The organism is Burkholderia sp. MSMB1072 (assembly GCF_001524725.1).
In the GTDB taxonomy this organism is placed as follows: domain Bacteria; phylum Pseudomonadota; class Gammaproteobacteria; order Burkholderiales; family Burkholderiaceae; genus Burkholderia.
Genome location: NZ_LOYC01000034.1, coordinates 64,133 through 87,864, shown reverse-complemented (window position 1 = coordinate 87,864; position 23,732 = coordinate 64,133). Strand labels below are relative to the sequence as shown.

Annotated in this window: 22 protein-coding genes and 1 pseudogene; 9 read left to right on the top strand and 14 right to left on the bottom strand. The window is 68.7% G+C overall.

Going from position 1 to position 23,732, the window contains the following annotated elements:
• Positions 1-7: 7 nt before the first annotated feature.
• The 5 genes from WS89_RS17870 to madL form a co-directional block, all read right to left on the bottom strand.
• The gene (locus WS89_RS17870) at positions 8-931 is read right to left on the bottom strand and encodes a biotin-independent malonate decarboxylase subunit beta (RefSeq protein WP_059501940.1); all 924 of its coding nucleotides are present in this window, start codon (positions 929-931) and stop codon (positions 8-10) included.
• Positions 928-1,242, bottom strand: a complete 315-nt coding sequence (gene mdcC, locus WS89_RS17865) for a malonate decarboxylase acyl carrier protein (RefSeq protein WP_059792383.1) — start codon at positions 1,240-1,242, stop codon at positions 928-930. The genes WS89_RS17870 and mdcC overlap by 4 nt, the downstream gene beginning before the upstream one ends.
• Positions 1,243-1,252: 10 nt before the next feature.
• Entirely contained in the window at positions 1,253-2,899 is a 1,647-nt protein-coding gene (mdcA, locus tag WS89_RS17860; protein ID WP_059792609.1) for a malonate decarboxylase subunit alpha, read from the bottom strand.
• A gap of 320 nt (positions 2,900-3,219) precedes the next feature.
• Positions 3,220-3,987, bottom strand: coding sequence for a malonate transporter subunit MadM (gene madM / locus WS89_RS17855; RefSeq protein WP_059501937.1), 768 nt, complete (start codon positions 3,985-3,987; stop codon positions 3,220-3,222).
• 11 nt (positions 3,988-3,998) lie between these two features.
• Positions 3,999-4,394 carry a malonate transporter subunit MadL gene (gene madL, locus WS89_RS17850; RefSeq protein ID WP_059501935.1) on the bottom strand — a complete coding sequence of 132 codons (396 nt, stop codon included), beginning with the start codon at positions 4,392-4,394 and terminating at the stop codon, positions 3,999-4,001.
• A 327-nt stretch (positions 4,395-4,721) separates the two neighbouring features.
• On the opposite strand from madL, the gene WS89_RS17845 reads away from it, so the two are divergent.
• Both WS89_RS17845 and WS89_RS17840 read left to right on the top strand, forming a co-directional pair.
• The gene (locus tag WS89_RS17845) at positions 4,722-5,570 is read left to right on the top strand and encodes a LysR substrate-binding domain-containing protein (RefSeq protein WP_059501933.1); all 849 of its coding nucleotides are present in this window, start codon (positions 4,722-4,724) and stop codon (positions 5,568-5,570) included.
• A 151-nt stretch (positions 5,571-5,721) separates the two neighbouring features.
• A complete protein-coding gene (locus WS89_RS17840; protein ID WP_059792381.1) occupies positions 5,722-6,003 on the top strand; it encodes a DUF4148 domain-containing protein in 282 nt (93 codons plus the stop codon).
• A 33-nt stretch (positions 6,004-6,036) separates the two neighbouring features.
• Here the strand turns inward: WS89_RS17840 and WS89_RS17835 are convergent, their stop codons facing one another.
• Entirely contained in the window at positions 6,037-6,954 is a 918-nt protein-coding gene (locus WS89_RS17835; protein WP_059792379.1) for a 3-hydroxyacyl-CoA dehydrogenase NAD-binding domain-containing protein, read from the bottom strand.
• 246 nt (positions 6,955-7,200) lie between these two features.
• Here WS89_RS17835 and WS89_RS17830 point away from each other — a divergent pair, with 246 nt between their 5' ends.
• Together WS89_RS17830 and WS89_RS17825 are read left to right on the top strand one after the other, a co-directional pair.
• Positions 7,201-7,641: an Hsp20/alpha crystallin family protein gene (locus tag WS89_RS17830; RefSeq protein ID WP_034206926.1), complete on the top strand. Its 441-nt coding sequence runs from the start codon at positions 7,201-7,203 to the stop codon at positions 7,639-7,641.
• Positions 7,642-7,657: 16 nt separating this feature from the next.
• Entirely contained in the window at positions 7,658-8,068 is a 411-nt protein-coding gene (locus tag WS89_RS17825) for an Hsp20/alpha crystallin family protein (RefSeq protein ID WP_059792377.1), read from the top strand.
• Positions 8,069-8,180: 112 nt separating this feature from the next.
• Here WS89_RS17825 and WS89_RS17820 read toward each other — a convergent pair whose 3' ends face one another.
• On the bottom strand, positions 8,181-8,483 hold the full coding sequence (locus WS89_RS17820) for a TFIIB-type zinc ribbon-containing protein (RefSeq protein ID WP_059501925.1): 303 nt from the start codon (positions 8,481-8,483) through the stop codon (positions 8,181-8,183).
• 90 nt (positions 8,484-8,573) lie between these two features.
• A complete protein-coding gene (locus WS89_RS17815; RefSeq protein ID WP_034206923.1) occupies positions 8,574-9,329 on the bottom strand; it encodes a TerC family protein in 756 nt (251 codons plus the stop codon).
• Between the two features lie 110 nt (positions 9,330-9,439).
• Between WS89_RS17815 and WS89_RS17810 the strand changes: the two genes are divergently transcribed.
• Together WS89_RS17810 and WS89_RS17805 are read left to right on the top strand one after the other, a co-directional pair.
• Entirely contained in the window at positions 9,440-10,333 is an 894-nt protein-coding gene (locus WS89_RS17810) for a LysR family transcriptional regulator (RefSeq protein WP_059792375.1), read from the top strand.
• 116 nt (positions 10,334-10,449) lie between these two features.
• Complete coding sequence (locus WS89_RS17805; protein WP_059792374.1) at positions 10,450-11,598, top strand: DUF2242 domain-containing protein; 1,149 nt, start codon at positions 10,450-10,452, stop codon at positions 11,596-11,598.
• Positions 11,599-11,856: 258 nt separating this feature from the next.
• Here WS89_RS17805 and WS89_RS17800 read toward each other — a convergent pair whose 3' ends face one another.
• Positions 11,857-12,777, bottom strand: coding sequence for a pyridoxal-phosphate dependent enzyme (locus WS89_RS17800; protein WP_059792372.1), 921 nt, complete (start codon positions 12,775-12,777; stop codon positions 11,857-11,859).
• A gap of 160 nt (positions 12,778-12,937) precedes the next feature.
• Here WS89_RS17800 and WS89_RS17795 point away from each other — a divergent pair, with 160 nt between their 5' ends.
• The gene (locus WS89_RS17795) at positions 12,938-13,849 is read left to right on the top strand and encodes a LysR family transcriptional regulator (protein WP_059792369.1); all 912 of its coding nucleotides are present in this window, start codon (positions 12,938-12,940) and stop codon (positions 13,847-13,849) included.
• 569 nt (positions 13,850-14,418) lie between these two features.
• Entirely contained in the window at positions 14,419-15,618 is a 1,200-nt protein-coding gene (locus tag WS89_RS17790) for an MFS transporter (protein ID WP_059792367.1), read from the top strand.
• A gap of 249 nt (positions 15,619-15,867) precedes the next feature.
• Here WS89_RS17790 and WS89_RS17785 read toward each other — a convergent pair whose 3' ends face one another.
• Genes WS89_RS17785 through WS89_RS17775 form a run of 3 tightly spaced genes read right to left on the bottom strand, consistent with a single transcriptional unit; the run spans position 15,868 to position 19,528 of the window.
• Positions 15,868-16,890 (bottom strand): histone deacetylase family protein, encoded by a 1,023-nt coding sequence (locus WS89_RS17785; RefSeq protein ID WP_059792365.1) that lies wholly within the window; start codon positions 16,888-16,890, stop codon positions 15,868-15,870.
• A gap of 24 nt (positions 16,891-16,914) precedes the next feature.
• A complete protein-coding gene (locus tag WS89_RS17780; protein ID WP_059792363.1) occupies positions 16,915-18,186 on the bottom strand; it encodes a Zn-dependent hydrolase in 1,272 nt (423 codons plus the stop codon).
• A gap of 31 nt (positions 18,187-18,217) precedes the next feature.
• Positions 18,218-19,528: an MFS transporter gene (locus WS89_RS17775; protein WP_059792361.1), complete on the bottom strand. Its 1,311-nt coding sequence runs from the start codon at positions 19,526-19,528 to the stop codon at positions 18,218-18,220.
• A 180-nt stretch (positions 19,529-19,708) separates the two neighbouring features.
• Here WS89_RS17775 and WS89_RS17770 point away from each other — a divergent pair, with 180 nt between their 5' ends.
• Positions 19,709-20,665: a LysR family transcriptional regulator gene (locus WS89_RS17770; RefSeq protein WP_034206911.1), complete on the top strand. Its 957-nt coding sequence runs from the start codon at positions 19,709-19,711 to the stop codon at positions 20,663-20,665.
• A 61-nt stretch (positions 20,666-20,726) separates the two neighbouring features.
• Here WS89_RS17770 and WS89_RS17765 read toward each other — a convergent pair.
• Positions 20,727-21,797 (bottom strand): annotated as a pseudogene (locus tag WS89_RS17765) (porin).
• Between the two features lie 158 nt (positions 21,798-21,955).
• Positions 21,956-23,386: a purine-cytosine permease family protein gene (locus WS89_RS17760; protein ID WP_059792359.1), complete on the bottom strand. Its 1,431-nt coding sequence runs from the start codon at positions 23,384-23,386 to the stop codon at positions 21,956-21,958.
• Between the last annotated feature and the right edge of the window lie 346 nt (positions 23,387-23,732).

Below are 23,732 nucleotides of genomic sequence, written 5' to 3'. Positions count from 1 at the left end.
GGTCGTTTCATTTCTGCTCCTGTAACTGGTCGGCGAGCGTGGCGAATTCGTCGTCGGGCATGCCGGGAATCGCTTCCGGCCGATCCGCGCCGAGCATGCGCCACACGTCGAGCGCATCCTGGCAGGCGCCGAACCGCTCGACCCGCGCTTCGAGGCGCGCCTGCTCCGCGCGCAGCATCGCGGCATCGAACGCCGGCGCACGGTCGATCAGCTCGAGCGCGGCCGCGCGGAACGCGTCCGGCGTATCGGCCACGTAACGATCGGCGCCGCCGATCAGCCGCCGGTGCTTGCCGCCCATCGTGCGCCAGATCAGCGCGCGATCCTTCGAATCGAATTCCTCGACGCCGCGATTGGTCTCGATCACTTCGGGGCCCGACACGCTGATGCGCCCCTGCTCGGACACCGCGAGCGCCGAACAGCACGCGGCGAGCAACCCGCCGCCGCCGTAGCAGCCCGCCCGCCCGCCGATCAGCCCGATCACGGGCACGCCGGCCGCACGCGCTTCGACGAGTGCGCGCATGATCTCGGCGATCGCGAGCTCGCCCGCGTTCGCTTCCTGCAGCCGCACGCCGCCCGTATCGAACAGGATCAGCACCGGCTTGCCGACTTCGCGCGCGGCGCGCAGCAACCCGACGAGCTTCGCGCCGTGCACTTCGCCGAACGCACCGCCCATGAAGCGGCCCTCCTGCGCGGCGACCAACACCGGCCGGCCGTCGAGCCGGCCGTGGCCGACCACCATCCCGTCGTCGAACTGCTGCGGCAGATCGAACAGCGGCAGGTGCGGGCTCGTCACGCGCTCGGCCGGCCCCAGGAATTCGCCGAAACTGCCCGCGTCGAGCAGCCCGTCGATACGCTGCCGCGCCGACGCTTCGTACCAGCTCGCCGCGTTCGCGACGAACGCCGGCGCGTCGTGAATCACGTCGCTCATCATGCGTCTCCCTCGATCGCGCGCACGGCCTGCGCGAGCCGCAGCGACACCATGTCGGGGCGCGCGCCGCCGTCGTTGATCGACAGCCTCAGGCCGCCCGGCGTGCGCCGTTCGACGAAATCCGACACGACCGCCTGCCAGACCGCGCCGAAACCGACGGCCGCGGTGCGGATGTCGATCTCGCATTCGTTGCCGGGCAGCACGCGCTCGACCAGCACCTCGAGGTTGCCGGACGCGACCACGCCGACGAGCGCCGCGGGCTGCTCGCCCTTCGCGCGTTCGCGCGCGGTGAAGCGATAGTTCAACTGTTCCATGCCCTCTTCCTCACCAGTTGCGGAACCGGGCCGGCGGCGCATAGAGCCCGCCCGACCAGTGCACGAGATCCTTGATCGAACGCGCGGCAAGCCAGCGGCGGTCGGCGTCGAGCGGATCGATGCCGAGATCTTCCGGGCGGCGGATCACGCCGCGCTCGCGCAGCCGCTCGACCAGCTTCCGGTCGCGGCCGCGGCCCACGTCCGTATAGCCGGCGACGCCGCGGATCGCGTGCTCGCGTTCGTCCTTGTCGCGGCACATCAGCAGATTCGCGATCCCTTCCTCGGTGACGATGTGCGTGACGTCGTCGCCATACACCATGATCGGCGCGAGGTCGAGCTGCAGCTTGTCGGCGAGCTTCAACGCGTCGAGCTTCTCGACGAACATCGGCACGTTCTTGTCGCCGAACGTCTCGCCGATCTGCACGACCAGCTTGCGGCCACGCCGCAGCGCCGCCGGCGTGTCGGGGTCGGCTTGCGCGCCGGCCTTCAGCCACGGCTCGCTCGGATGGCGGCGGCCGCGCGCGTCGCTGCCCATGTTCGGCGCGCCGCCGAAGCCGGCGATCCGCTCGGCCGTGACCGTCGACGAATGGCCTGCCAGGTCGATCTGCAACGTCGAGCCGATGAACATGTCGCATGCATAGAGGCCGGCCGTCTGGCAGAACGCGCGGTTCGAGCGCAGCGATCCGTCGGGGCCCGTGAACCACACGTCGGAGCGCGCACGGATGTAGTCGTCCATCCCGACTTCGGAGCCGAAGCAGTGGATCTGCTCGACCCAACCCGATTCGATCGCGGGAATCAGCGTCGGGTGCGGATTGAGCGCCCAGTGCGTGCAGACCTTGCCCTTCAGCCCGAGCTTCTCGCCGTAGGTCGGCAGCAGCAGCTCGATCGCGGCCGTGTTGAAGCCGATCCCGTGATTCAGGCGGCGAATGCCGTACGGCTCGTAGATGCCCTTGATCGCGAGCATCGCGGTCAGGATCTGCGTTTCGGTGATCGCGGCCGGATCGCGCGTAAACAGCGGCTCGACGTAGAACGGCCGGCCGGCCTCGACGACGAAATGCACGCGATCGCCCGGGATGTCGACGCGCGGCACCTTGTCGACGATGCGGTCGACCTGCGCGATCACGATGCCGTCCTTGAACGCGGTGGCCTCGACGACGGTCGGCGTGTCCTCCGTGTTCGGGCCGGTGTACAGGTTACCGTCGGCGTCGGCGCTCACGGCCGCGATCAGCGCGACCTGCGGCGTGAGGTCGATGAAGTAACGGGCGAACAATTCGAGATACGTATGCACCGCGCCGAGCGCGATCTTGCCGCCGAACAGCAGCTTCGCAATGCGCTGCGACTGCGGGCCCGAATACGCGAAGTCGAGACGCTTCGCGATCCCGCGCTCGAACACGTCGAGATGCTCGGGCAGCACGACGCCCGACTGCACCATGTGCAGGTCGTGGATCTTCGCGCTGTCGACGTCGGCGAGCGCGGTGGCGAGCAGATCGGCCTGCTTCTGGTTGTCGCCTTCGAGGCAGACGCGGTCGCCGGGCCGCAGCACCGCTTCGAGCAACGCGACGGTGTCGCGCGCATCGACCCGCTTGCCCTGCGCGTAGGCCGCGCCGGCCGCGAGGCGTGCATCGCGCGCCTGCCGCGCGTGATTCCATCCCGTCATGAACAGTTCTCCGCTTCGATGGTTCAGCGGCATTCTAAGCCTGGCGCCGCCGCCGATTGATGATGATGCAGAATGCGACTCAGAGGGCGCCGCGATGGATGCGGCCCGCGCGCGGGTCGCGTCGCATCGCCCTAGGGCCTGTTCGCGCTAATAACGGGCTTGCGAACGTGCCTTTCCACCCGCAGGGCAAGGAGAAAGGAGGCGCAATAGCCGTAGCTATTGCAACGACGAACGACGCCGCCATGCGGGCGGAAAGGCACGTTCCCCTGTTTGGAAAAAATTCGTTCGCGGGGCTGGCCCGTTATTAGCGTGAACAGGCCCTAGGCACCGACCAGCGCGCGCGTCGTGAAGAACAGCAGCGAAGGCCCGAGCAGGCAGCCGACGCCGGTATGGAACGTCGCGACCAGCGCGCCGTACGGAACGAGCCGGCGGTCGGTCGCGGCGAGCCCCGCGCTCACGCCGCTGACGGTGCCGGCCAGCCCGCCGAAGATCATCGCGGAGCGCGGCGTCTTCAGGCCCATGAAGTTGGCCGCAACCGGCGTGCCGACCATCACGATGATCGCCTTGACGAGCCCCGTCGCGATGCTGAGCGCGATCACGTCGGAGCTCGCGCCGATCGCCGCACCCGTGACGGGCCCGACGATGTAGGTGACGGCGCCCGCGCCGATGGTCGTCATGCTGACCGCATCGGTATAGCCGAACGCGCGCGCGACGCACGCGCCGACGATGAACGGCAGCACGGTGCCGAGCAGCAGCGACACGACGCCGACGAGCCCGGCCTTGCGCGCCTCGGCCGGCTGCACTTCGAACGCGGTCGCGACGATCGCGAAATCGCGCAGCATCGCGCCGCCCATCAGGCCGATGCCGGCGAACAGCTTGACGTCGGCCAATCCCTTCTCGCCGCCGGTGAATGCGCCGCCGACGTACGCGAGCACGAGACCGATGACGATCGCGATCGCCGAGCCGTGCACGCGGCCGAACGTGAGCTTGCGCGACGCGATCGACGACAGCCACATGATCAGGCCGACCAGCGCGAACGACGCGACGAGCCCGTTGTGGGCGACGGTTTTTTCGAGCATCTGCAGCATGGCGGCCTCCGTTACTGTTCTTCGAATTGCGGCACGCCCGCGAAGGCCGTGTCGTCGCGCCCCATGCGCGCGAGTACCGCGATGCAGCACGCGCAGATCGCGACCGCGCCGACGGCGGCCAGCAACGCGACCGGGCCGCCCTTGAGCGCAGCGACGACGTTCTGGTTCGCGGCCATCGCGACGACGACCGGGATGTACATCGCGCCCCAGAAACCGACGCCGGCCTCGGTCTCCTTCGGCAACCAGCCGCGCCGGTGCAGCCACAGGCGCAGGCAGATCAGCAGCAGCATCGCGATGCCGACGCCGCCGACGTTGGTCTTCACGCCGATGGCTGCGCCGAGCAGGTCGCCGAGAAACAGTCCGGCCAGGTGGCAGAACGCCAGCAGCGCGGTTCCGTAGATGATCATGAGTCGTCTCCAGTCTCTTCGTGACGGGCGCCTGACGCGTGCGGGAGCCAGGCCCGCACGCCGATCCCGGGCGGACTGTTTGTCTCCTGCGGCGGGGCGCCGCGGCCCGGCGGCTCGTCGTGCGAGCGCGTTCTCGGGGTCGATGGGATGATGCGGGTTCGGGCCGGACGCCGGATGGCTTAGACTGACCGATGCAGCCGGCGGCGCGACACGGGCTACGCGTCCGGTGCCCCCTGCGCAGAGGCCGCACTGGCGCGTGATCCGATACTAGCGCCGCAAAATCCGGCCATTTATGAAGTTGTCGAAACCGATTCAGTGGATTTAGCAATGCGTCCGTTACCGCCCGAGTTGCTGCGCAGCTTCGTCGCCGTCGCCCAGTCCGGCAGCTTCACCGCCGCGTCCGAGCGCGTGAACCTGTCGCAGTCGACCGTCAGCCAGCATATCCGCCGCCTCGAGGAACTGCTCGACCGGCCGCTGTTCGAGCGCGACACGCGCAACGTGCACCTGTCGCAGCACGGCGACGCGCTGTTCCGCTACGCGGTGCGCATCCTCGAACTGATGGACGAGGCCGTCACGTCGGTATGCGGGCCGCCGCTGTCGGGCAAGGTGCGGCTCGCGATGTCGGAGGATTTCGCGTCGGCGCACCTGACGGCCGCGCTCGCGAGCTTCGTGCAGCGCAACCCGGACGTCGAACTCGCGATTTCGACCGGGCTGTCGGGCGACCTGTTCGACGCGCTCGACGAAGGCCGGCACGATCTCGTGTTCGCGAAACGCATCGCCGGCAGCCGGCGCGGCCGCGTGATCCGCAGCGAACCGCTGTACTGGTGCACCGGCCCCGATTCGCGGATCACCGGCCACGAAGCCGTGCTGCCGCTCGCGATGCATCCGGAGCCGAGCGTGTCGCGCCGCCGCGTGCTCGAATCGCTCGAAGCCGTCGGGCGCCCTTACCGGATCGCCGTCGTGAGCAGCAGCATCGCGGTGTTGCGGGCGGCCGCGAGCGCGGGGCTCGGCGTCAGCGCGTTCGCCGGCTACGTGATCCCGGCCGGGCTCGCACGGCTCGAGGCGGGACTGCCGGAACTCGGCGAACTCGAATACGTGATCGATCGCCCGGCGGCCGCGTCGCGCTCGACGCTCGCGCTGGAAGCCACGCTGATCGCGGCGGCGGCCGAGTTGTAACGGCGCCGTGCGGTCGCGCCCGCACCTGACAGCTTTGCCCGGCACGCGTCATCGTCCGCGCAGCACCCGCTCGCGACAATGGGACCCATCGGAGGCGTACCGCGCATCGCCGCGCGCCTCCGATACCCCGTCCCCTTGATCGGAGCCCGCCATGAAGACCGTCCTGCGATTCGCCGTCGCGACCGCCGCAGCCGCGCTGCTGTCCCCCGCCTTTGCCCAGACCGACGCGCCGGCTCCCGCTCCGGGCCTGACGCGCGCGGAAGTCGTCGACCAGCTCAAGCAGGCCTATCTCGACGGCGAACTGCCGACGAACGACGGCAACTACCCGCCGGACGCCGCGACCCGCGCGCGCAACCGCGAACTCGTGCAGGCCGCGAGCCCCGCGTGGCTGGCCCATGTGCCGCCCGCGCCTCAGGCGGCGTCGCAGCAGTGACCGGCGCCGCCGCCGCGCGCGATTCAATCGGGATCAGGGCAGGAAGCTGCGGCGCCGCGCGTCGATCAGCTCGACGAGCAACCGGTCGCGCTCCGCCGCCAGCTCCTGCATCGAGCGCTCGCCCTGGATCGCGCGCAGCGCGTCGTTCAGTTTGCGATCGACTTCCGGATCGAACGAAGGCGTGCCGAGGTCGTCCCACCAGCTCGTGATCGGCCCCGACAGGTGTTCGAGAAAGTGCGCGATCCCGCCCGCGCCGCCGCCGAGGTGATAGGTCAGGCACTGCCCCATCAGCCCCCAGCGCAGGCCGGGGCCCCACGCGACAGCCTTGTCCGCGTCGGCGACGCTCACGACGCCTTCGCCGACGAGGTGATACACCTCGCGAAACAGCGCGGCCGCGAGCCGATTCGCGACGTGGCCGGTCATCTCCTTGTTCAGGACGATCGTCTGCTTGCCGAGCCCGTCGTAGAAATGCTTCACGCGCGCGATCACGTCCTGGCCGGTCGCATCGCCGCCGACCAGCTCGACGAGCGGGATCAGGTGCGGCGGATTGAACGGATGCGCGATCAGGCAGCGTTCCGGGTGCTTCGCGCACGCGGTCTGGATATCGGACATCTTCAGGCCCGACGAGCTCGACGCGATCGGCACGTGCGCGGGCAGCACGTCGTCCATCTGACGATAGAGCGCGCGCTTCAGGTCGAGTCGCTCGGGGCCGCTCTCCTGCACGAAGTCGACGCCGTCCAGCGCACGCACGAGATCCGCGTCGAACGACAGCCGCGCAGCAAGTTCGGCGGCCCGCTCGCCGAGAAACGCGGCCAGCGCGTCGTGCAGCCGCACATCGGCCTGCGGGGCCGGGTCGGTCGCGACGACGTCGAAACCCTGCGTCAGGTAGAAAGCGGCCCAGCTCGCGCCGATCACGCCGGCGCCGACGATCGCGATACGTCGAATGTCCATGGTTGTCCCGTGTGGTTGGTCTGCGGATATGCCGCGCCGATTGTCGCATCGAATCCCGCGCGCACGCGTCGGCGCAGATCACGCAATCCCTCTTGAAATGCGCGACGGCGGCCACTAATTAAGCGTCGTCGGGCAGTGCCTCATGCAACGCACCGCCCCCGTATCGATCCAGTGGAGCCACCCGTCGCGCCCGCCGCAGGCGTCGCGCCGTCACGTCTCCCGCGTTCCCTGTTCAGGAGGACCAACATGAGCGGTATCCATTTCGGCAACGACCTGTTCGACGAATTCGCCCGTGTGCAACGGCAGATGGCGAGCCTGCTCGGCGAGCGCCCGTCCGGCATCCGCGCGGTGCGCCCCGGCGCCTTTCCCGCACTCAACGTCGGCGCCACCGACGATGCGATCGAGATCGTCGCATTCGCGCCCGGCATGGCCGCGGCCGACTTCGACGTATCGATCGACAAGGATCTGCTGACGATCAGCGGCGAGCGCAAACCGGCGCCGCGCACCGAAGGCGACGACGTGCGCACGTATGCGCAGGAGCGCTTTCACGGCGCGTTCCGCCGCGTGGTCGAACTGCCGCGCGATGCGGACCCCGACCAGGTCAGCGCCCGCTACGAAAACGGCTGCCTGCTGATTCGCGTCGGCCGGCGCGAAGCATCGAAGCCGCGTGCGATCACCATTCAGTAACCTTCAGGATACCGACATGAATACGAATCCGACTCTGGCCGAACGCCACCCGGGCACCGTTCACGCTGCCGCCGCCGAAGCCGCCCGCCGGCCCGCGATCGCCCCGTCCGTCGACATCGCCGAGGATCCGCGCGGCGTCACGCTGCGGGCCGACCTGCCCGGCGTGCCGCGCGAGAACCTCGACGTGAAGGTGCACGACAACACGCTGACGATCGAAGCCGCGACGCACATCGATGCGCCGTCCGACCTGCGCGTACGGCACGCGGAAATGCGCGCGACGCGCTATGCGCGATCCTTCGTGCTGAGCGCCGATCTCGACACGTCGCGGATCGACGCGAACCTGCGCGACGGCGTGCTGACGCTGACGATTCCGCGCCGCGAGGAAACGCGTCCGCGCCGCATCGACGTGACGGCCGGCAATGCGTAAAGGTCGATGCGTGTCCTGACGCGACGCGCGTGAAAAAGCCCCGCACCGGCGCGATGCCGGGCGGGGCTTCATTGCATCGGGCCGCGCGCATTCAGGCGCGCGGACGGCAGATTCAATCGAAATCGAACAGGTCGAACACCGACTTCTTGCGACGCCGGCCGTCGTGCCGGTATCGCTCGTCGTGCGAGCGGCCGTCGCGCCCCCAGCCGTCGTCGCGGCCGTGCTGCGCGTGCGCATCGCGTTGCGCCGGCGCGGCGTCGCGGCGAGCCGGCGCGTCACCGGTTTCGCGGGCGATCAGCTTGTCGAGTTCGCCGCGATCGAGCCACACGCCGCGGCAAGTCGGGCAGTAGTCGATCTCGATCGACTGGCGCTCGGCCATCAGCAGGTCGGGCGTCTTGCAGACAGGACATTTCATCGCATTTCTCCTTTCCGTTCGAATCTCATTCGGATTCCGTATGAGGTGCGCGAGCCGGCCGCCGCGGCGGCCGGCGTCACGCATGCCGCGTCAGTCGCGCGCCACGTGCGCCGCCCGTTTCGCCTTCGCGCGCCGCGCCAGCATGTTCATGCCCTCGACGAACGCCGAGAACGCCATCGCCGCATAGATGTACCCCTTCGGCACGTGCGAACCGAATCCTTCGGCGATCAGCGTCATGCCGATCACGACCAGGAACGACAGCGCGAGCATCACGATCGTCGGGTTGCGGTCGATGAAGCGGGCGAGCGGCTGCGCCGCGAACAGCATCACGGCCACGGCGACGATCACGGCGACGAACATGATCGGGACGTGCTCGGTCATGCCGATCGCGGTCACGATGCTGTCGATCGAGAACACGATGTCGAGCATCACGATCTGGCCGATCGCGGCCCACACCGTCAGGCCGGCCGCACCGACGGCCCCGCCCGCGCCGTTACCGTCGTGCGACACGTGGTGATGGATCTCGGTGGTCGCCTTCCACACGAGGAACAGGCCGCCCGACAGCAGGATCATGTCGCGCCACGAGAACGCATGGTCGAACAGCGTGAACACGGGTTCGGTGAGGCTCGCGATCCACGCGACGCTGCCGAGCAACGCGAGGCGCATCACCAGCGCGAGCGCGATGCCGAGGCGCTGGGTACGCGCGCGCTGCGCCTCGGGCAGCTTGTTGCTGAGGATCGAGATGAAGATCAGGTTGTCGATGCCGAGCACGACTTCCATCACGACGAGCGTCAGGAGCGCGGCCCAGACGGCGGGGTCGGCGGCAAGCGTCAGCAGGTAGTCCATGGGATGGGCCGATACGAAAGTGGAAAACCCGATGATATGCCGCCCCACACTTCGGAAAAATCAGAGAGAATCTGACTTCAGGTTCGGTTTTTACGATATATCCTGCTCCGATGCTGAATTTTCGACATCTGTACTATTTCTGGGTCGTCGTAAAGGAAGGCGGCTTCGCGCGTGCGGCCGCCCGACTGGACATGGCCGTGCAGACGATCAGCGCGCAGGTGCGCGAACTGGAGAAATCGCTCGGGCACCAGTTGCTGCGGCCGGCCGGGCGCGGCGTCGCGATGACCGACGCGGGGCAAGCCGCCTTCGCGCGCGCGGAGGTCATCTTCGAGATGGGCCGGCTGATTCCCGACGACGTGCGCGCGGCGGCCAGCCAGCCGACCGTGCGACTCGCGGTCGGCCTCGCGGACGGCATCTCCAAGCTCGCCGCGCACGCGATCCTGGCCCCGGTGCTCGACACGCCCACACTGCGGCTGCTGTGCCACGAGGGCGAGCACGACGCGCTGCTCGCGGAACTCGCGCTGCATCATCTGGATCTCGTGCTGGCCGGTCAAGGCGCGCCGTCCGGATCGAACCTGCGCGTGACGAGCGAGCGTCTCGTCGCGTCGCCGGTCGACTGGTACGGGCCCGCGGCGCTCGTCACGCCGGCCGCCCGGCAGCGCTTTCCGCAATGCCTGGCCGGCCTGCCGGTGCTGCTGCCGACCGCGCATTCGGCATTGCGCGCGCGTCTCGACCTGTGGCTGGAAAGCGAGCGGATCGTGCCGCGGGTGGCCGGGGAATTCGAGGACAGCGCGCTGATGGCCGTGTTCGCGGCGCGCGGCCTCGGCGTGTTTCCGCTGAGCGAACTCGGCGCGAACGATGCGTCGCTGTTGCGCGGGCTCAGGCGGCTCGGCCGGGCGGGCGACGTGACCGAGGAAATCCACGCGATCCGCTCGCGGCGCGGTGAACATCACCCGCTGACGTCGCGATTGCTGGCCGCGGCGCACGGCGCGCCGGCCGTCTGAAGCGAGCGCGACATCAAACGAAACTATAATGTCGCCCCGGCCACACGAGACGTGTGTGCACGCCCATCCGGGCATCACCCTTGCGCCGCCTCTCGCCGAGCCTTCTGAAAGACGCCATGCACAACCGATTTCGCCTGTTTTCCGTTTCGTGCGCGCTCGCGGCCGCGACCGTGCTGGCGGCATGCTCGTCGCCGCCCAAGCCGATCTACCAGCAGGAACAGTTCGACGCGACCAGCAGCCCGTATGCGCATACGTTCCACTCGAAATCCGACGCGGCCTGCGAGGCCGCGCGGCGCGCACTGCTGAGCCAGGGCTACGTGGTGTCGTCGTCGCGCAACGACGCCGTCGACGGCAGCAAGAATTTCCAGCCGAGCAACGACATGCACGTCGTGATCGAGTTTCACGTCGTGTGCGCGGATGCGAATGCGGACGGCTCGTCGAGCATCGCGTACGTAAACGCGGTGCAGGACCGCTATACGCTGAAGAAATCGAATACGTCGGCCAGCGTCGGCCTCAGCGTGTTCGGTTCGCTGTCGCTGCCGATCGGGTCGAGCGACGATGCGCTCGTCAAGACCGCGAGCGAGACGATTCCCGCCGGCGTGTTCTACGAGCGCTTCTTCAATCTCGTCGACCATTTCCTGAAGATCGACCCGGCGCGCCGCGACCGCGCGACCGTGAAGGCCGCCGAGAAGGAGCCCGTCGCGCCGCTGCCCGAGCCCGCGCCGACACAGCAAGGCGAGCCGATGAAGATGACGACGCCGGTCGTGCCGACGCCGCCCGCGGCGCCGGTGCCGCTTTCGGCGCCGGGCGTCGCGCCGGGGTCGGGCGCAAATGCCGTGCCGTCGGCGGCATCGGCCGTCGCGGCGCCTGCAACGCGCGCTGCCGCGCCAGCGGCGGCGTCCGGGTCCGTGCCGGCTTCGGGAGCGGCGCCCGCAGCGGCGTCCGCACCTGCGCCCGCTTCGGCGGCCGGTCCGGCGCCTGCGTCGGTGCCTGCTCCCGCGTCGGCGCCTGTGCCGGCTTCCGGTCCGGCAACCGCGCCCGCCCCTTCGTCGACTTCCGGTTCGACGGCCGCACCGGCTTCCGCGCCCGCGTCTGCTCCACGTCCGGCAGCGCCGACCAACGCCGCTCCGTCGTCGGCCGCGCCCGCGCCTTCGTCGGCAGCATCGGCGCCGTCGAGCGCATCGCCTGCGCCGGCTGCCGCCGATCCGGTCGCATCGTCCGCATCGTCGGCGTCGTCCGGCGCGAGCGCGCCAACCGCGCACTGATCGCGCTCCCGTATCGTCGCGCCCGGGCGGATGCGCCGTAGCGCGACGGTACGCCTCCCTTCCGCGTCATCCCCGAAACCGTTCATGCCCATGCGGCCGTATGCCGGCCGCGCATGGCCGCGCGGGATTGAAGGGATGACAAGGACAACGCCGACGCATCGCCGCTGGCTGCACGCGGTCCAAGCCCGCAGTACACCACACACGACGATCGCAGGCGGCCCGTCGTCTCGCGACTGCGCTGTCTGCCGGCGCCCTCGCCTACCGCAACGTCGCGCGCAGCGTCTGCAAATGCTCGACGGTCGTGGTCACGCCGCCGCAGACGATCACCGCGATCTCCGCTGCCGACGCGAGCACCGGCACCGGCCGCTCCAGCGCGGCCAGCGCAGCGCCGCACGCAGGCTCGACGACGATCCTGTGTTCGTCGAGAAACCGCAGCGACGCGGCCACCGCGTCGGCATCGGACACGACGACCGGATGGATCGCGTGGTGGGTCGCCCATTCGACTGCGGCGTCGCACGGCCGCTTCGCACCGAGCGTCGTCGCGATGCTCGCGATGGCCGCCAGTTCGACCGGATGCCCCTGCGCGAGCGAGCGCGCATAGCAGTCGGCGCCTTCCGTCTCGGCCGCGACGACCGGCACGTCGTGCCAGCCGTTGCGCGCCAGCCCTTCGAGCACGCCGCACAGCAGACCGCCGCCGCCGACCGCGAGCACGATCGCGTCGGGCTTCGGGCCTGCCGCCGCCATCTCGTCGATCATCGTCGCGTGCCCCTGCCACAGGATGCGATCGTCGAACGGATGCACGAACGCGTCGTGCTCGCCGAGCGCCGACTGCGCGAACGCATTCGCCTCCGCCCAGCTCGCGCCGTGCACCACGAGTTCCGCGCCTTCGACGCGGATCAGCTCGCGCGCCCGGGCCGACGTGCTTTCCGGCACGACGACGCGCACCGGCACGCCAAGCTCGCGGCCGCAATACGCGACCGCGATGCCCGCGTTGCCGCCCGACGACGACACGAACCGCCGGGCCCCGTCTGCATGGCGCGCTTCGCAGACGGCGCCGATGCCGCGCAGCTTGAACGAGCCTGACGGCTGAAGCGCATCGAGCTTCAGCCGGATGGCCTTGCCGAGCCGACGGGACGCGATGGGCGAGCGGATATAGGGAGTCGGGATATGAAGCGGCATGGGACGGAACGCAATGAGGACGGAGGAAAACGCACGCGACGAGCGACGAGCGAAGGCGGCAACGACGGCCATCGTACGGCACGCTCGTCATGCTTTCCAATACCATCGAATGGCGTTTGCTATGCTTCACAGGCATATCCACTCACCGACCGGACACCGCATGCGCCAGATCGAGCTGCGTCACCTGCGCTACTTCGTCGCCGTCGCCGAGGCCGGCAGCGTGATGGCCGGCGCCCGCGCGGCCGGCATCGTGCAGCCCGCGCTGTCGCGGCAGATCCGCGAGCTCGAGGACGCGATCGGCACGCCGCTGCTGATCCGGCGCGCGACGGGCGTCACGCTCACCGCGGCCGGCACGAGCTTCCTGCACGATGCGACCGGCCTGCTCGCCATGCTGCAGGACAGCCGCGAGCGCGCGTTGCGCAGCGCGGCCGGCCAGCTCGGCGAACTGCGGCTCGGCGCGCTGCCGAACTGCCTGCCGTTGCCGGTCGTCGCGAACGTCCTGAAGGCGTTTCGCGATGCGTGCCCGGACGTGAAACTGTCGATCGCGCCGATGCTGTCGGCCGAGCAGGCGAACGCGCTGATGCGCGGCCAGCTCGATGCCGGGATCATGGCGTGGCGTCGCGACGAAGCGCCGCATCTGACGGGTGTACGGCTGTTGAGCGATCGCTTCGTGCTGGCGATGCCCGCGCCGCCGGGCGGCCGCTTCGTCGCGCCACGCACGCTGGCCGACGTCGCGAACGAGCCGTTCGTCTGGTTCGATGCGCAGCGCTCCGCCGCGCACCACCGGTTCCTGATGACCCAGTGCCAGCAGGCCGGCTTCACGCCGCGCATCGCGCAGGTCGGCAGCGACATCCCGACGCTGATCGGTCTCGTCGCGGCCGGGATGGGCTGCGCGTTCGTGCCGGAAAGCGCGTCGCCGACCTGCCCGCGCACGGTCCGGCTCGTCGCGCTCGACGAACTCGCGAGCCGCTTCGACATCGAGTTCGTGTTCGACGGCGCGGCGGCGGCGCCGTCGCCCGTCGTCGCGCGTTTCCTGGCGGCGGTCCGCGCGGCGGCCGGCGAATCGGGCTGAACGAATACGGATGCGGATGCATCGGCGCGCGGTCGGACGATGCACGTTGCCGCCCCGACGGACGGAATGCCCATTTCCGCGATCCCGGCGTTTCTGCGGTTTTTGTGGACTAAACGACACCATCGCGTCATCGAAAAATCTTTCGGAACGCCGACGGACGACGCCACGACACCGCAATTTTCAAATTGACACCAAAAACAGTCGTTTAACGCCGATTCGAATCGTCATGGCCCGAAATATACTGCGCGCGCATCCAACCCCTCGTGCCAAAGAGAGGATGCGTTTCCGCCCCGGCCACGGTCCCCCTGTGGTCGGGGCTTTTTTGCCGTCGAGCCCGGCGGTGAAAGGCGTTTCGGCCATTGCGCGACGCCGGCCATCGGCGATCGCCTCTCCCGCCGAAGCACGGCTCCCGGGCCACGCCATGCACGTTGCCCGCACGCTGCATTGTTGACATGAAATCAAGATAATTTCGTCCGAATGCGGCTTTTTCCGCAAAAGTAATGCAGGCACACTTCACGCTGTCCTCAACGGCCTCATGCCGTCGTTCCCCGCTTACAGGAGCTCACCGCGTGAACCCCACGATTTCCTCCCCGTCCCGCGGCGGCGCCGCACTGCCGCTGCTCGCACTCGCCGCCGGCGCGTTCGGCATCGGCACGACCGAGTTCTCGCCGATGGGTCTGCTGCCCGTGATCGCCGACGGCGTGCACGTGTCGATACCGCAAGCCGGCATGCTGATCAGCGCGTATGCGATCGGCGTGATGGTCGGCGCGCCGCTGATGACGCTGCTGCTCGCGCGCTGGTCGCGCCGCGCCGCGCTGATCGCGCTGATGTCGATCTTCACGATCGGCAACCTGCTGTCGGCGGTCGCACCCGACTACACGACGCTGCTGCTCGCGCGGCTCGTGACGAGTCTCAACCACGGCGCGTTCTTCGGGCTCGGCTCGGTGGTCGCGGCAAGCCTCGTGCCGCGCGACAAGCAGGCCAGCGCGGTCGCGACGATGTTCATGGGCCTGACGATCGCGAACGTCGGCGGCGTGCCGGCCGCGACCTGGCTCGGCCACATCATCGGCTGGCGCATGTCGTTCGCGGCGACGGCCGGCCTCGGCCTGATCGCGATCGCCGGCCTGTTCGCCGCGCTGCCGAAGGGCGAAGCCGGCACGATGCCCGACCTGCGCGCCGAACTGTCCGTGCTGACGCGGCCCGTCGTGCTCGGCGCGCTCGGGACGACCGTGCTCGGCGCCGGCGCGATGTTCACGCTCTATACGTACGTCGCACCGACGCTCGAACACCTGACGGGCGCAACGCCCGGCTTCGTGACCGCGATGCTCGTGCTGATCGGCGTCGGCTTCTCGATCGGCAACGTCGCGGGCGGCCGGCTGGCCGACCGCTCGCTCGACGGCACGCTGATCGGCTTCCTGGTACTGCTGATCGCGACGATGGCGGCGTTCCCGCTGCTCGCCGCCACGCATGCGGGCGCCGGCGTCACGCTGCTGGTCTGGGGAATCGCGACGTTCGCGGTCGTGCCGCCGCTGCAGATGCGCGTGATGCGCGCGGCCCACGAAGCGCCGGGCCTCGCGTCGGCCGTCAACATCGGCGCGTTCAACCTCGGCAACGCGCTGGGCGCCGCCGCTGGCGGTGCGGCGATCTCGGCCGGGTTCGGCTACGCGGCAGTGCCGCTCGTTGGCGCGCTGATCGCCGCCGCCGGACTCGCGCTCGTCATGCTGCAGGTCACGCAGCGCCGCCGCACGCCGGCCGCCGCGAATTCGTGAGCGCGGGCGCGCCCCGCCTGCCCCCTTTCCACACGCATTTTCACGGCCGCGCCATTGAACCGGCCCATGAAGCTGGACGGTTGACGTCCAGGCTGTTCAGAAAGACCGAACACTAACGCTCGGCACTGTCCAGGAAATCCAAGCGGTTCAGTCATGAAAAACACCCCAAAGGTGGGTTGTCCAACCTTTGGGGTGCAGTTCACATGCGGCCGTTTTCTGTCGGCGTACGGTCCGATTCCGCCGGCCCGGTCAGCGCCTCGTGGCAAACCCGCCGAAGAACGCGCGCGCGTTCGCATCGAGACTCTCGAGGTGATAGCCGCCCTCCTGCACGATCACCGTCGGCAATCCGAGCGCACCGATCGCGCCGCCGAGCCGCCCGAACCCGTCGGTCGTGACCGCGACCTGCGATTGCGGATCGTCCTTGTAGATGTCGAAGCCGAGCGCGAGCACGAGCGCGTCGGGCTCGAACCGCGCGAGCGCGCGCAGCGCGTCGTCGAGCCGCTCGAAGAACGCCGACTCCGGCGCGCCGTGCGGCATCGGCAGGTTGAGGTTGAAGCCGGCGCCGGCGCCCGCCCCCGTCTCTTCCTCGTAGCCCGCGACGACCGGGTAGAAGTTGGTCGGGTCGCCGTGGATCGACACGTACAGCACATCGTCGCGGCCGTAAAAAATCTCCTGCACGCCCTGCCCGTGATGCATGTCGGTATCGAGAATCGCGACGCGGCGATGCCGGCCGAGCAGCGCCTGCGCGGCGATCGCCGCGTTGTTCAGGTAGCAGAAGCCGCCGGCCGCGTCGCGGCGCGCATGATGACCGGGCGGCCGGCACAGCGCGTAGGCCTCGCGTGCGCCGTCGTTGACGTCGGCGGCCGCAGCCAGCGCGTCCTGCGCCGACCAGTACGCCGAGCGCCACGTATTCGCGCCCACCGGGCAACTGCCGTCGGCGAGATAGCGCGCGGCTTTCGCGAGCACGCCGCGCAGCGGGTTCGGATCGCGCACGAACACGTTCGACATCACTTCGTCGCCCCAGTCGTCGGGCATCCGCTTCCAGTCGCGGTGCGCATCCTCGAGAAAGCGCAGGTAGTTCATGTCGTGCACGGCCGCGATCGGCGCGGCGCCGCGGTCGGCCGGCTCGCGCACGTCGAAGTCGAGCGACCGGACGGCCGCAACGAGGCGCGCCGCGCGTTCGGGCACTTCCTGCGGCTCGCGCATCTGGCCGCGCGACAGGTAGCTGCGCGGATGGTGCAGCAGTTGTTCGGGATGGAAATAGGTTTTCATGGTGGTCCTCGTCGATTCGCCGTATCAGGCGCCGTGCGTCGCGGCCGGCGCTTCGACGCGCGTTGCGATGCCCGCGCGCGCCAGCACCGCATGGAGCAGCACGTTCGTGCCGCGCGTCACGTCGTCGGGCAACGCATCCTCGGCTTCGTTGTGCGACAGGCCGTCGACGCACGGAATGAACACCATCGCGGTCGGGAAGCGGCGTGCGAGCAGGATCGCGTCGTGGCCGGCGCCGCTCACGATGCGCTCGTGCGTGTAGCCGAATGCGGCAGCCGCCTGCGCGACCAGCCCGACGCAATCGCGGTCGAACGGCGTCGCCGGGCTGCGCCAGCAGGTATCGATCGCCACCTGCACGCCGCGCGCGGCGGCGACGCGGGCGCATGCGTCGCGCAGGTCGCGCTCCATCGCATCGACTTCGGCATCGTCGTGATGACGCAGGTCGACCGTGAACGTCAGGTCGCCGGCAATCGTGTTGCGCGATGCGTGGCGAATCCCGACCTGCCCGATCGTCGCGAGCCCGCGCGGCGCGTAGGCGGCGACGATCCGTTCGAGTTCGAGCGCGATCTGCGCGCTCGCGAAATACGCATCCTTGCGATACGGCATCGGCGTCGTGCCCGCGTGCGCGGCCACGCCCGTCACCGTCACGTCGAGCCAGCGGATCGCCTGGCCGCCCGTGACGACGCCGATCGTCGTGCCGTTCGCCTCGAGCACCGGCCCCTGTTCGATGTGCGCCTCGAAATACGCGTCGACCGCGCCGCCCATTGCGCGCGTGCCGCGATAACCGCACGCGTCGAGCGCCGCGCCGAGCGTGACGCCGTCGGCATCCTGCTTCGCGAGCGCGTCGTCGAGCGGCAACGCGCCCGTGAACACGGCCGAGCCGAGCATCGCCGGCGCGAAACGCGCGCCTTCCTCGTTGGTCCACGACACGATCTCGAGCGGCTTGTCGGTCGCGATGCCCGCGTCGTTCAGCGTGCGCACGAGTTCGAGCGCGGCGAGCACGCCGTAGACGCCGTCGAAGCGGCCGCCTTCGGGCTGCGTGTCGAGATGGCTGCCGATCAGCACCGGCGCGGCGTGCGCATCGGCGCCGTCGCGCCTGGCGAACAGGTTGCCGACGGCATCGACGCTCACCGTCAGCCCCGCGTCGCGGCACCATTGCGCGAACAGGTCGCGCCCGCGCCGGTCGTCATCGGTGAGCGCGAGGCGCCGCACGCCGCCGCGCGGTGTCGCGCCGACGCGCGCCATGTCGGCCAGGCTGCGCCACAGGCGGGCGCCGTCGATTTCCAGCAGGTCGTTCATATGCATTCCGGATCGATTCGTTCGTGGAGGTTCAATGCGAGCCGAGCGCTTCGGCGGCGGCCGGCCGCGCGGCGCGACGCGCATCGAGCGCGACGATGCAGAGCAGCGAAATGCCGGCGAGACACGTGTAGAACACCGCGAGCGGCCACCACTGGCCCGTGAAGCGATGCGCGAGCCACGTGCCGGCGAGCGGCGTCAGGCCGCCCGCGATCGCGCCGCAAATCTGGTAAGCGAGCGAGATCGCCGAATAACGCACGTGTGCGGGAAACACGTCGCTGACGAAGCCCGCGATCACCGAGTAGAAGCCGGCCATGCAGACGACGGCGAGCGCGATGCCCGCGATCAGCGACGCGGACGTGCCGCCCTGCACGAGCATGAACATCGGATACGGCGACAGCATCGCGAGCAGCGCCGCGAGTTTCAGGAAGCGCGCCCCGCCGATGCGCTCGGCGATCCAAGCGGCGAGCGGCTGCGCGAAGAACTGGATGATCGCGACCGCGAACAGGCTGTCGAGGATCAGCGAGCGCGATACGCCGACGTACTGGGTCGTATACGCGATCATGAACGTGTTCGTGAAATAGACGCCCGCGATGCCGATCGTGTTCGCGCCGATACAGAGCAGCACGAGCCCCGACGCGGAGCGGAACACTTCCGCGACCGGCAGCTTCACCGTGCGGTTGGCTTCCTTGACCCGCGCGAATTCCGGCGACTCGTTCACGCCGAGCCGGATCAGGATGCCGACCACGAGCAGCACCGAACTCGCGAGAAACGGCAGGCGCCAGCCCCATGCGAGGAAATCGGCCTTGTCCATCGACGTGACCGCGCGGAACGCGATCAGCGACAGGATCAGCCCGGCCGGGCTGCCGAGCTGCGCGAACGACGCGAAGAACGTGCGGCGCCCCTGCGGCGCATGCTCGCCCGCCATCAGCACCGCGCCGCCCCATTCGCCGCCGACCGCGATCCCCTGCACGATGCGCAGCGCGACGAGCAGCACCGGCGCGAGGATGCCGACCTTCGAATAATCGGGCAGCAGCCCGACGCAGACGGTCGCGACACCCATCATCATCAGCGTCGTCATCAACGCCTTCTTGCGGCCGATGCGGTCGCCGAGATGGCCGAAGATCACGCCGCCGAGCGGACGCGCGAAGAAGCCGACCGCGAACGTCGCGAACGACGCCATCGTGCTGACGAACGGGTCGTGCGACGGGAAATAGAGTTCGCCGAACACGAGCGCGGCAGCGGTCGCGTAGATGTAGAAGTCGTACCACTCGATCATCGTGCCGATGAACGCGGCCGTCGCGGCGCGCCCCGGCTGGCGGGCGGAAGGAAGGGACTGGGTCATGCGGGCTCCTGATGCACGCCGCGGCGGGGCGACGCGCAATATCGTGACGACGGCCGTCTGTCGCGGCCTCGCGCCGCACGCTGCGGCGCCCCTCCTTTATCGGCGACCGCAAATCATTAGTCAAATTTCAAGTTATTATTCACGATATAAATCGAACTAATGCCTGCCTCCGGAGACCCGATGCGCCCCGATCTCGCCCCGTTCCTGAACGACCGCCTCGACTGGAACCTGTTGCGCACCTATCTGGTGATCATGCAGGAGCGCAGCGTGAGCCGCGCGGCCGCCCGCCTGCACGTCACGCAGCCGGCCGTCAGCCAGGCGCTGCGGCGGCTCGAGGAGACGCTCGAGCGCCGGCTGATCGAGCGGCGCGGCGCGCACTTCGCGCCGACACCGGCCGGCGAAGCCGTGTACCGGATCGCGAGCGACATCTACGGCGGCATCTCGCGCCTCGAGACCGAAATCGACGACAGCACGGCCGACCTGACCGGCTCGATCCGGCTGCTGACGGTGAGCCGCATCGAATCGCCCGTCTACGACGAGTTCCTCGCGGATTTCCATCGCGCGTATCCGCGTATCGATCTGCAGATCGAAGTGATGCGCTCGTCGGACATCCTGTCGTCGCTGCTGCAGAAAACGGCCACGGCCGGGCTCGGCCTGTGCCGCACGCCGCACGACAAGCTGGAGATGCGCTGCTTCCTGCGCCAGCGTTATGCAATCTACTGCGGCCGCCATCACCGGCTGTTCGGGCAGACGCAGTTGCGGATGGACGACCTGCTCGCGGAGAACTTCGTGTCGTTCACGAGCGACCAGATCGGCGACAGCCTGTCGCCGCTCACCGTGTTCCGCGACCAGAGAGGCTTCACGGGACGCATCGTCGCGTCGTCGCCGAGCCTCGAGGAAGTGCGGCGGCTGATCTTCGCGGGCTACGGGATCGGCTGCCTGCCCGAGCACATCGTGCGCGACGACATCGCGCAGCAACGGCTGTGGCGACTACCGCCCGACGACGGGCTCGTCGATGTCGACGTGTTCCTGCTATGGCATCGCGACCGCAAGATGAATGCGGCCGAGCACGCGTTTCTCGACGCGATGGAGCGCTGCATGCAGCGCTACTCGCTCGCGGAGCGGCTCGGGAAATGACGGCGCGCATGCGCCCGGAGCACGCGCCGGGCGCCCATGCCCCGGCGCGTCACGTCATGCGTCAGAAGCGATGCACGATACCGAGTTGCACGCCGCGCGCATTCGCGCCCGGGTACGCGAGCGGCAGGCCGGGGTTCGCCGCACCGGCGAGCGTGTAGCCGGCCTGATTGCGGTTGCGCAGGTACGACAGCGCACCGTAGAAGCTCGTGCGCTTCGACAGATCGTACTCGTACATCAGCCCGAGCTGATCCGCATTGTTGCCTTGCGACGACTGATCGTGCAGGTACGCGTAACCGAGCGCGACGTAGTTGGCAGGATTGAACTGGTATTTGACCGACACGCCGTACACGCGCGAATCGATGCCGAGATCGGCCCACTTCACGGCGGAAAAACCGCCGTACACGGTCGCCTTGCCGATCGCGTAAGACGCACCGGCCATGAGCGTGCGATCGGTCGTGGTCGCCGCGGCGCTCTTCAACCACTGGCCCGCGACGAATGCGCCGAACGGGCCGTGTTCGTAGGTCAGGTCGAACTGCTGGCTGGAACCGGCCGAGCGCACGCCGCCCGCGTCGCCGAACCCGAAGTACAGCCCGCCCTGGAAACCGGCGATCTGCGGGCTCTGGTACGACAGCGTGTTGCTCGTGCGGAACGCGAACACGGTCAGGTTGTCCATGCCGGATGCCTGCGTGACGCCGCCGAACGCATCCTGTCCGCCCTGGTCGTTGAATAGCGGCGAATTCTGCCGGCCCGCGCGCACCTTGCCCCACTGTCCCGCGATGCCGACCCATGCCTGCCGGTTGAACATGCTGCCGGCGCTCGCGAGCGAGCCGTCGTTCGGATTGAAGCCGTTTTCCAGCGCGAACTCGATTTTCTGGCCGCCGCCGATATCCTCACCGCCCTTCAATCCGAATCGACTGCCCTACTGGCCGCCCGAATTGATCGCGGCCGTATAGCCGTTGCCCGTATTCACGTACTGCGCGAATTCGTCGATCACGCCGTACAGCGTGACGCCGTCCTGCGCGAGCGCAGCGCCCGAACCGGCGACGCAGGCGATCGCCACCGTGACGCGAACACCGGCGTGCACCGGCCGCGCGCGGCAATCGATGCCGCGCGCTTCAATATACTTAGTCATACTATTCAATGGATCGAGATTGAAACGATGCATGGCGCGGCGTGAATGCCGCACCGCCATCGCGGGATATGGGATTGCGTCGACAGCGCCCGGCGCTGGCCGCACCTGGCTCCGCGCCCGGGCCGGCGGCTTGCCGGCCCGATGCACGGGACGTGTCGTCAGTGGGGAACTTCGCCGCGTTCGAGCGGCAGGATCAGGCGTTCGGGAATGCTGCGTCGCGACGCGCGGGCGCCGACGTAATACAGCACGGCCGGCACGACGAGGCCGAGGATCCACGAGATGTCGGTGCCGCCGAGCGCATCGACGAGCGGCCCCGTGTAGATGTGCGTCGACATGAACGGCAACTGCACCAGGATGCCGACCACATAGATCGTGATGGCCATCGCGTTCCAGCGGCCGTAGCGGCCATCCGGATCGGACAGCGCCGGCACGTCGTAGCGCGACCGCGTGAAGCAGTAGTAGTCGACGAGGTTGATCGCGCTCCACGGCGTGAAGAACGCGAGCAGGAACAGGATGAACGCGGTGAACTCCTTCAGGAACGAATGACGGCCCGCGAGCGCGATCAGCGTCGACACGCAGATCATCCCGAAGATGTAGACGAGACGGCTCTTCGACGATACCGCATGCTTGCCGCGAAAGCCGCTGACGATCGTGGCCATCGACATGAAGCTGCCGTACGCGTTGAGCGCCGTGACCGTCACCTTGCCGAACGCGATGCTGAGATACAGCAGCGCGGCCACGGCGCCCGTCGAGCCCAGGCCGACGATGTACGACACTTCGTGGTGCGCGAACTGGCTGCCGGCGAGCGCGGCCGCGAATACGCCGAACACCATCGCCGCCTGTGCGCCGACCACCGAGCCGAGGCCGACCGCGAGAAACGTCGCGACCGACGACGTCGAGCGCGGCAGATAGCGCGAATAGTCGGCGACGTACGGGCCGAACGCGATCTGCCACGACGCGGACAGCGACATCGCGAGCAGGAAGCTCGGCAGCGAGAAATGCCGGTTCGCGAGCAGCGCGCCGATGTCGTGGTTCGCGAACAGTTGGGCGAACATGTAGACGAACGCGACGATGCCGACCACGCTCGCGATCCGGCCGACGAAGTGGATCGCACGATAGCCGAACACGGTCAGCACCACGATCACGGCCGCGAACAGCAGGATGCCGGCCGCGTCGTCGACGTGCAGCAGCTGCGCGACGGCCTGCCCGGCCAGCACCGAGCCGCTCGCGGAAAAGCCGATGTACATCAGGCACACGAGCACGATCGGGATCATCGCGCCGTACACGCCGAACTGCACGCGGCTCGAGATCATCTGCGGCAGGCCGAGCTGCGGCCCCTGCGCGCCGTGCAGCGCCATCACCGCGCCGCCGACGAGCTGGCCGAGCAGCAGCGCGACCAGCGACCAGAACACGTCGCCGCCGAGCACGACCGCGAGCGCGCCCGTGACGATGGCCGTGATCTGCATGTTGGCCGACAGCCACAGCGTGAACTGGCTCAGCAGGCCGCCGTGGCGCTCGGCGTCGGGAATGAAGTCGATCGAGCGAACCTCGATCAGGCCGCCGGCTTTTCCACTGGAATTCGTTGACACGGGTCAATCTCCAAAATACTCAGGACCACACATGGTTTGAACGAGACAGGAAGCTGCGAGCCGCCCTTTCGGCTCGGCGAATGCGGGGCGCCGTGGATCGCCGGCATGCGCCACGCGCGCAGGGTCTGCACGCTGGCGCGCAAGCGGCACGACGTGTGCCGACATTGCCAGCGGATGATCTTGTATATACAACTTGCGAGATATCGGTGATTACCCGAAGTTCATCGACTTTCGAAATTGTCCGATCAATGAGACAAAAACGAATCGATCTTGGTACAAGCCCAAAAACTACCTTCCTGTCCAATATCTTCCCGGCCGATGAATCTTCTCGCCAATCAAATTTCTA